Consider the following 8,073-nt stretch of genomic DNA (forward strand, 5'->3'; position numbering starts at 1 on the left):
TTAACGGCCTATCAATCAACAGATTTCAATTCTTAAAATGAGCAGGACAACTACTGTCAAAAATAATAAATTCCTAGACCAGCTCAATCACCTAAACCGAATTTGTAGGTTTATTTTAATCTTCAAAAGATCATCTTCCCTGTAAACCCAACCGTAGTTATAGTTTTTGCCGGACGCCCTAGGTCTTCCTGGTAATTCGGCATCCTCCCCTGTTGACGGCTGCTCAAACTTTGTGTTATTCAATAAATAGTTTCTAAAAAGGTTGAAATCATAGATATGAAAGCAGACGATATCCCCATCTTTCTTAGCGATGATTACACCTCCAAAGGAATCATATTCTCCAAGCCAAGGCTTTTCGGAAGTCATGCCCATAGCAGCTTCCGTTAAGAATCTTTTAAGTTTATACTCATATAGCTTTTGCTCACTAGCCTCGCCACCATAAAAATTCATGGGGTCAATCTCTTCTAATATTGCTAAAATTTTGGTCAAAGAGGATTCTCTAAATACCCATCTATAGTACAATGACCAACCAATAATTTCCGGTAAATCCCCATCAATCATTTTTAGATTTTTCCATAGCTGATTGGATTGGATCTTTTCAAACTTCATCTCGCATCCCAGACGCTCTAATTCTTGAAGACGAAAAGTAAGTTTTGACATTCTGCCTTCCGGCTTGTAGGTCCTGGTATTAAAGTCTTCTATCGTCTCTTCTAAATCATGTTCTGTTGAGAAAATAAAATTGTTGCCTACGCCAGTATTGAATAAGGTAGAATCTCCACCCAAGAGTGACTTAATGCTAAAACCAAGATCAGTTTCTTTAGCTAATCTGTGATCGTAAATTTTTAACTGAATATCAGACTTTACAGTACTGTCAGCCTTTAGTTTATTGATTTGAGAAGTTTTTAAAAAATCTTCAGCTTCTAAAATCGCAAATGAACTACCTTTGCCTTTTAGAATTCCATTATAAAGCAATTTGGAGATCTCGCTAAAATCAGAGAATGAAAACTCCCCTATTTGCTCATTCAACTGATCATTTTTTTTATAAACTCTTACTTTCTCTTGTCTATCAAACTCAAGCTTAAATTGACTCTCACTTTTGTAAGCCTTTATAATCTCATAGACATTGCTAAAATCTTTGTCTAATTCAACATCTGACTGAAAAAGTTTACCCTCTGCCAGAAGGGTTACTAAAACGTATAATTCGCTCCACTCTCCTTTGTTTCCTTTGAGCATTATAATATCTCATTTATTACCTTCTCAGCAGTAGCCTTAATCGCAGGTACTGCCACTGAATTACCAAACTGTTTGTAGGAAGACGCATCTGCTACAGGAATCACATAGTTATCAGGAAACCCTTGCAGTCTTGCCCATTCTCTAGGCGTCATTTTTCTAATACCTAAGCGGTTTACTTCGCCTTTGATATGAGTAATTGGAGTGAAATCTTCCAGCCTGTCGTCATACACGAGATTTCGCTCTCTTCCCATTCCCCCACAAACAACTGCATTGGCAATTCCATCATCAGGAATAATTTCATATCCAAAGCCATTTCCCTTTCCTTCGTGCCTTGCTTTATGCTCCTTGAGGGTTTTTAGGTATTGGTTAGAAAGGTAATATTTCACAGAAACCACGGTTTCTTCCTTGACATCTTCAAAAGAAACCACTTTATCCAAAGGCTCAGGATATTCAAATTCAGAAATCCCTAAATCTTTTCTGAATCCTACAATGAAGATCCTCTCTCTGTTTTGAGGGACACCAAAATTCTTGGCATTCATTATCTTCGGATCAGGAACGTAATACCCTAGATCTTCTCTAAGTACATTAAGAATAGTAGCTAACGTCCTTCCCTTATCGTGATTACGGAGACCTTTTACATTCTCCAAAAAGAAAGCTTTAGGTTTTTTTCTCTTAATAATCTCGGCAACATCAAAAAAGAGTGTTCCTCGAGTGTCTTCGAAACCACCTCTTTTACCTGCAATCGAAAATGCCTGGCAAGGAAATCCTGCACAAAGCACATCAAAGCCATCAGGTATAAATCTCTTTGTTTCTTCTTTGGTAATATCTCCAAAAGGCACCTCTCCAAAATTGGCTGCGTACGTTTTCTTTGCCTGCTCATCCCACTCACTGGTAAAAACACATTTACCTCCCAAACTCTGCATCGCAAGTCTAAAACCACCTATTCCAGCGAATAGATCAATGAATTTGAATTTTGGTTCTTTTGGTTCAGGAAAAGGCACTTTATTTTTGAAATCAAAAAGCATGTATTGAAGTGCTTCCTCTGCTACTTCATAGCTGATTTCTTCTTCAGGAAATTTATATTCAAGAGCGTACTTTACATGCTCGACTGCTCCTTTCTTATAAAACTGTGAGATACCGTTTTTACTATTATGCAAGTAATGGGTAAGGGCTGCTTTCCCATAATCAGAAGGTTCTACTACCCGCACTTTGAACTTCTGGCCAAAAACCTCTTCAATTGATATTTTCTCCTTTAACTTCATTCCTTGGTTTATTGAGCTTAGAGAAGAGATTTCACCTCTTCATCTGAATCTTAAAATAAGATAGTCCAAATATATCTAATCTCTAATAAGAGTTTCCCATCCAATAAAAGAATAATAGGACATTGTCACGTATTGTCAATTCAATTATGAATACCTGCTGATTTCATCCAGAACTTTTTTGATACAGGCTCCCAACTCCCCTTTCACCTCAAAATCCCAAAACCTCATTACAGTCCAGCTCTTTGATTGATAGTAGTCGTTGACTTCCTGATCCCTTTGCATATTGCGCTCAATCTTCGCTATCCAGAATTCACGGTTGGATTTGATGGAGTGTTTTCTCTCTTCCCAGTTGTAGCCATGCCAGAAGGTGCCATCTACAAAGATGACGAGTTTGTATTTTTTGAGGCTGATATCAGGGTTTCCCAAAAAGAGGCTTCTTTGGAGTTTTATACCTCACTCCTGCTTGCCATAGCCTTCTTCATGAATTTTTCCGGCTTGGTATCCTTTCCCTTGATCCGGGACATATTAAAAGAGCGAGCTTTGGTGGTGTAAAAGCCATTTTCCTCCGAGAATTGGGGGATTGCTATTTTGGGGCGTATGTAGGGGGTATTTTTCAAGGGGACAAGGTAGTGGAGAGAGATATTGTCCTATAGCTTTTGATCGTATTTGGGGATAATAGGTTGTTCATCATTAAAAGTCCCATAGGGACGGACTATAGGTAGCCTCGGGTTTCAACCCGAGGTGTGGAATTATTAAATAATCCATGCCCTCGGAGCAGGCAGTTCTTTTGGAAACGAGCGTATGTTCCGAGGAATGGAAATGAGAAATGGTTTTTTAATCAGTTAAAGAACGCAAGTGAAGCTTATTTCCTTAATACTTTTGAGGCCAAAAGTATCCAAAAGCCTTGCTGCAATAATGCTTCCCCCCGCTTACCTACCGCCTGGCCCGCTATTGCAACTCTCCACCGCGCCCTAAACGAAAGCGAATCTGCTAATCGATTAATATGTTAAGCTACTACTCTATATCATCTGTCACTACGAATTCAAATCCACAGGTTGCATCAGGGCATTGATGAATTTGAGTTTGGCTGCTATGGCTTAGGTCTGTGATGATCTCTGTCCTCAGTCCGCATTGTGGACAGGTGGTAGGTTGGTCAGAGGAAAGGAATTGGTGGGTGAAGATTGAATTTTTCATAAAAAATCAAAGTTCTAAATCTTAAGATATTAAATCATAAATCGAGCAGACCAAATGCTTCGTGATGCGGTATGGACAAGTCCAGAAAATCAAAATTTAATTCACTCTTTGCTCTTAATAAATGGTAGATTTTAGCGCTTTCCGTATCGGAAGACAAATACCTGCAAATGGGATTTTCCACTTCAGCTTGGGCGAAAAGCTTAGTGTCATTGGGAATTATAGTCCTACTTAGTAAATCCAGTTTTCCTTTGTTGGCAAACACCGTATTTGCCAGTTCTCCTGCCTTTTGAGCATGGTTAAGATTGTAAGGTAAAATTTTCAACTGCTTTAAGGGGAGTTGGTCTAGCTTACCCCGGACACAATATTCACCAGCTGCAATTGTACTTAAAAACATCACTTGGTCATTCTCCAAAAAATATCGATAATAGCCCTTAGCATTCAAATGCAAGGGGTCCAGAGGATCCAATAGCCTTATAAAGAAACTTGTATCCAAGAGAACTCCCTTATCACTCATATCCCCCTCTGATTTCTCTGAGCCAACTTTCCTTTTCTGGAATGTTTGACCAGCTGTTTTCTGCTTTGGCTATCAAATCATTGAGATAAGATTCATCGTATTTGGGATCATACCCAGATAGTTCAATAAACTTTAACGAGGATAAATCAATTTCACCCGTTTGGGAATTTTGTCGTCCTATTGCCCGTACCCCAAATGATTTATACAATAGATTGGATTCATATTGCTTCAAAAAACTAATAGGAGTTTGGATTCTTATTGTCCCTAATTCCTCAGTCAATAGGTGCATATTAGCCCTATCCTTTCCTCCAGCATTAGTTACTTTACCATAAAAGTAAAATTCAGCATCAGCCCAAATAGCCTCTGATCTTTTGAATTGAGTTTCTTTGTTGATATTCAACTTATTACTTTGCTCCAGTGAAGTACCTACCTCCAATGAATAATCATACTTGACTGCCACTTCCTGAAAAGCCTCAAATGCCTTGGCAGTATTCAAATCTAAAAAATCTAGCTTATTAGTCCTTTCGATTTCACCCAACACCGCGTTAAAACCTATAATATACTGCAGCGAAGTCCTGAACAAATGTCTGACAGAGCCTTCTTGCATCTCATAGGTGATGGCAGGTCTGTCTCTCTTATCTAATGGAAAAAGAAGATTCTCTACGTTACCAATGATTTCTATCAGTTCGCGGATATCATAGTTATCTGGAGTAAGGGGTTTGTTCCCTTTCTTTCCATTCACTTTTATCTCCAAAAACCCCGTGTTCTGCATACTCCAAATCTAACGAAAAATAGAATTAAATGGATAGGGTCAGTAATTTGTATAGGACTATACCTGTCTAATATGCGTTTTCAAATTACAAATACACTTATTGACCCTAACCTATTCCATTATCAATTAATCATTCTTTAAAGGACTTTCAGAAAACATCTTGATAAACTGCTGGCAGTCCTGCTTTAACTCATTAACAAGTTTATCCCGCAATATCTTAATACTGGAAATAGTGCTCATATCGTACTTTTCAGCTAATTCTACTCCATTTTTAGCCATAGTAGCTCCAGTACATTTATCCAAAAACTGTTTGGGTGCCAGATTCAGAGTGTCTGATTTAGATGTCTCTTTAAGACACACACATAGATCCTTTGCTGTTTTCTTTAGAATATCCTGCGCCATGGATGGTGGCAGGTGAAAAAAGCAGAATAGCATCATAACTGTGATGCTCTTGTATATTTTAATCATAAAGTTTAATGAAAACTGACTTAAAATTTAATTTAAAAATCCCATTTATACACTATAGGGATTTGGCTAAAGCCCCATTTAGGATATTACTCCTTTAGGAATGGGCTGAAGCCGCATTCCTATTGATGGGAAGGTTCAAAATAACTTGTATTCGTCGAAATGAGCTAACACTCTACTTAAACTAGTACCGAGTTCCCCTTCACCTCAAAATCCCAAAACCTCATAATTGTCCAATCTTTTGACTGATAGTAGGAATTGACTTCCTGATCACGTTGCATATTTCGTTCGATCTTCGCTTTCCAGAATTCCCGATTGCATTCTTCCGATTACCCCAATCATAGCCATGCCAGAAGGTGCCGTCTACAAAGATGACGAGTTTGTACATTTTGAGACTGATATCAGGCTTGCCGTAGAGAGGCTTCTTTGGAGTTTTATACCTCACTCGGGACAGGTGGTGGGTTGGTCTGAGAACAGGAATTGGTGGTTGTAGGTAGTTGGATTCATGAAGGTCAAAAATATGAAATCTATCACTGTTTGACTTTTAATATTATTTCTCAAACATAATTGTTAATTACTTTTTCTTTTAGGCCAATGCAACCACATAATCTAAACTTGCGTAATAAATATTAGTAGTATATTTGAAAAACATTTGGACCGGGGTGTCCCCGATCGGCAAGGAGCTCAGCGTAAGTTGGGCTCTTTGTTTTTTTAAGGATAAATTTTAAGTCCATATACTTTTCCATTTTGCCGATAAAACTTAGGGTATATTAAATCAAAAGCAGGGTTTGCTCTATTTGGCTCAATAACATACCTCGCAGATGGGTATGCAGCCAAATCGGCCAACTGAAGACCATTAATATTCTCCTTTTTGGATTTAAAAGAGATGCGAACTCCATAGGCTTTAAGCCTCTCTTCCGAAACATATCCTGTTCCTCTGGACAGCAGACGCTGAAAATGTTCTTCCAATCGTTTGTCTTCCTTTTTTCCTCGTTTCTCAATAATGATTTCCAATTCAATATTCTTCATCTCTAAACTATCCAGGTAAAAGACCGAGCGCTCAATGATAAAAGAAAGTGCCATTTCATACACATCGTTTGAGAGTTTACCAAACCTTTGAATATATTCTATCTTTCGAATTGCAGAAGCGATGAGCGTGTAGGGTTGTTCAACAATTACCTTGTTTAGCTTTTCGTAAAACCACTTTTTCTTTTCTAGATCAAAGAGAATAGCAAATTCCTTATCACACTTTCGGATATCCCTACTATGAAAAATCACTTCCTTCTGTCCCCAAAGTGTAGATTTAATGATATTAAATTTCTCTCGTATTTGATGGTAATCTACCTCGGAAACTAACACTCCACAGAGAAGAAATACTGGGAAATCAGGATTTAGGCTAGTCAAGCCATGATCTCCACTTTCATCTATAAAGAGGTAATGTTTCATATGATTATAATTAGTCTTTTAAAGGCCATATTCCATCCTGGCTAACGGCAGTATGACAGGGAATCTTGCATTAATGAAAATCATCTCATTGTGTGACTCTTGAGTCATGCTCGATTTCATTCTATCTCAAACTACTTAGAAATAAAAGCACCTTCTGATTCAAAAGTTGGATATGTTTCTGTGTAGAAATAGGTGGTTTTTCGTTTTTCATTTTAAAAAGATAAAGTTTAGGCAAAAAAAAGCCCTGCAAGATGCGCATGTGAACAGAGGCGTGCAGGGGATTGTTGCATTAAACATAGTGATTTTCATACTGTTAGCCTAATATTTTACCCTTTTTTGATTCTAAAAATTACTAGGTTTAAATGATAAACCTGTTCAACATTTAAGACCCAGAATGACTTTTGCAAACAATTCTATTTTAACCATTTTGTGCCAATGGCTATAAATTTGTTCTTAGGCTATATCTGGTGTTGTTCCCTTGTTGCTCCTATCAGCTTGATTAGGATGGAAACTGCCTTATCAATTTATAAAATGAAATCCAATTGATCCAATATCCTTTTGATACATGCGCCCAACTCCACTTTCACCTCAAAATCCCAAAACCTTAATACTGTCCAACCTTTTGATTGATAGAAGTCATTTACTTCCTTATCCCGCTCCATATTCCGTTCGATCTTCGCTATCCAGAATTCACGGTTGGATTTGATTGCATTCTTCCGATTACCCCAATCGTAACCATGCCAGAAGGTGCCATCTACAAAGATGACGAGTTTGTGTTTTTTGAGACTGATATCAGGTTTCCCAAATAGAGGCTTCTTTGGAGTTTTATACCTCACTCCTGCTTGCCATAGAGCCTTCTTCATGAGTTTTTCCGGCTTGGTGTTTTTAGCTTTTATCCTCGACATGTTGTAGGACCTGATCTTGGTAGTGTAGAAGCCGTTTTCCTCAGAGAATTGGGGGATTGCTGTTTTGGGTCTTATGTAGGGTTTATTTTTCAAGGGGTTAAGGTAGTGGAGAGATCAGTTGCCTTATAGTTTTTGATCGTAATTGAGGGGTAATAGGTTGTCCATCATTAAAAGTCCCATAGGCACGGACTATAGGTAGCCTCGGGTTTCAACCCGAGGTGTGGAATTATTTAATATGCCATGCCCTCGGAGCAGGCAGTTCTTTTGGAAACGAGCGTATGT

10 protein-coding genes are annotated in these 8,073 nt (G+C 38.1%); all 10 read right to left on the bottom strand.

All coding sequences use genetic code 11. The annotated features are described in order from the left end of the window. Positions 1-87 precede the first annotated feature (87 nt). Complete coding sequence (locus BM291_RS12780; RefSeq protein WP_092898016.1) at positions 88-1,233, bottom strand: HpaII family restriction endonuclease; 1,146 nt, start codon at positions 1,231-1,233, stop codon at positions 88-90. Beyond that, positions 1,233-2,495 (bottom strand): DNA cytosine methyltransferase, encoded by a 1,263-nt coding sequence (locus BM291_RS12785; protein WP_092898018.1) that lies wholly within the window; start codon positions 2,493-2,495, stop codon positions 1,233-1,235. The genes BM291_RS12780 and BM291_RS12785 overlap by 1 nt, the downstream gene beginning before the upstream one ends. 144 nt (positions 2,496-2,639) lie before the next feature. Continuing rightward, positions 2,640-2,921, bottom strand: a complete 282-nt coding sequence (locus BM291_RS22525; protein ID WP_262481220.1) for a very short patch repair endonuclease — start codon at positions 2,919-2,921, stop codon at positions 2,640-2,642. Between the two features lie 588 nt (positions 2,922-3,509). Next, on the bottom strand, positions 3,510-3,689 hold the full coding sequence (locus BM291_RS21925; RefSeq protein WP_139229097.1) for an ogr/Delta-like zinc finger family protein: 180 nt from the start codon (positions 3,687-3,689) through the stop codon (positions 3,510-3,512). A 34-nt stretch (positions 3,690-3,723) separates the two neighbouring features. Then, positions 3,724-4,203, bottom strand: a complete 480-nt coding sequence (locus BM291_RS12795) for a hypothetical protein (RefSeq protein WP_092898020.1) — start codon at positions 4,201-4,203, stop codon at positions 3,724-3,726. Continuing rightward, positions 4,196-4,975: a hypothetical protein gene (locus BM291_RS12800; protein ID WP_092898022.1), complete on the bottom strand. Its 780-nt coding sequence runs from the start codon at positions 4,973-4,975 to the stop codon at positions 4,196-4,198. The genes BM291_RS12795 and BM291_RS12800 overlap by 8 nt, the downstream gene beginning before the upstream one ends. A gap of 126 nt (positions 4,976-5,101) precedes the next feature. Next, the gene (locus BM291_RS12805) at positions 5,102-5,443 is read right to left on the bottom strand and encodes a hypothetical protein (protein ID WP_092898024.1); all 342 of its coding nucleotides are present in this window, start codon (positions 5,441-5,443) and stop codon (positions 5,102-5,104) included. Positions 5,444-5,663: 220 nt separating this feature from the next. Further along, positions 5,664-5,885, bottom strand: a complete 222-nt coding sequence (locus BM291_RS22290) for a PDDEXK family nuclease (protein WP_245786860.1) — start codon at positions 5,883-5,885, stop codon at positions 5,664-5,666. Between the two features lie 266 nt (positions 5,886-6,151). Next, the gene (locus BM291_RS12815) at positions 6,152-6,886 is read right to left on the bottom strand and encodes a DUF3800 domain-containing protein (RefSeq protein ID WP_092898026.1); all 735 of its coding nucleotides are present in this window, start codon (positions 6,884-6,886) and stop codon (positions 6,152-6,154) included. A 524-nt stretch (positions 6,887-7,410) separates the two neighbouring features. Beyond that, positions 7,411-7,884: a very short patch repair endonuclease gene (locus tag BM291_RS12820; protein WP_245786861.1), complete on the bottom strand. Its 474-nt coding sequence runs from the start codon at positions 7,882-7,884 to the stop codon at positions 7,411-7,413. Between the last annotated feature and the right edge of the window lie 189 nt (positions 7,885-8,073).

The organism is Algoriphagus aquimarinus (assembly GCF_900112005.1).
Taxonomy (GTDB): domain Bacteria; phylum Bacteroidota; class Bacteroidia; order Cytophagales; family Cyclobacteriaceae; genus Algoriphagus; species Algoriphagus aquimarinus.

What these genes read in the sequence shown, in the direction of transcription:
- BM291_RS12795 (WP_092898020.1), bottom strand. Translation starts at nt 4,203, where the DNA reads ATGAGTGATAAGGGAGTTCTCTTGGATACAAGTTTCTTTATAAGGCTA.
- BM291_RS12785 (WP_092898018.1), bottom strand. Translation starts at nt 2,495, where the DNA reads ATGAAGTTAAAGGAGAAAATATCAATTGAAGAGGTTTTTGGCCAGAAG.
- BM291_RS12800 (WP_092898022.1), bottom strand. Translation starts at nt 4,975, where the DNA reads ATGCAGAACACGGGGTTTTTGGAGATAAAAGTGAATGGAAAGAAAGGG.
- BM291_RS12805 (WP_092898024.1), bottom strand. Translation starts at nt 5,443, where the DNA reads ATGATTAAAATATACAAGAGCATCACAGTTATGATGCTATTCTGCTTT.
- BM291_RS12815 (WP_092898026.1), bottom strand. Translation starts at nt 6,886, where the DNA reads ATGAAACATTACCTCTTTATAGATGAAAGTGGAGATCATGGCTTGACT.
- BM291_RS12780 (WP_092898016.1), bottom strand. Translation starts at nt 1,233, where the DNA reads ATGCTCAAAGGAAACAAAGGAGAGTGGAGCGAATTATACGTTTTAGTA.
- BM291_RS21925 (WP_139229097.1), bottom strand. Translation starts at nt 3,689, where the DNA reads ATGAAAAATTCAATCTTCACCCACCAATTCCTTTCCTCTGACCAACCT.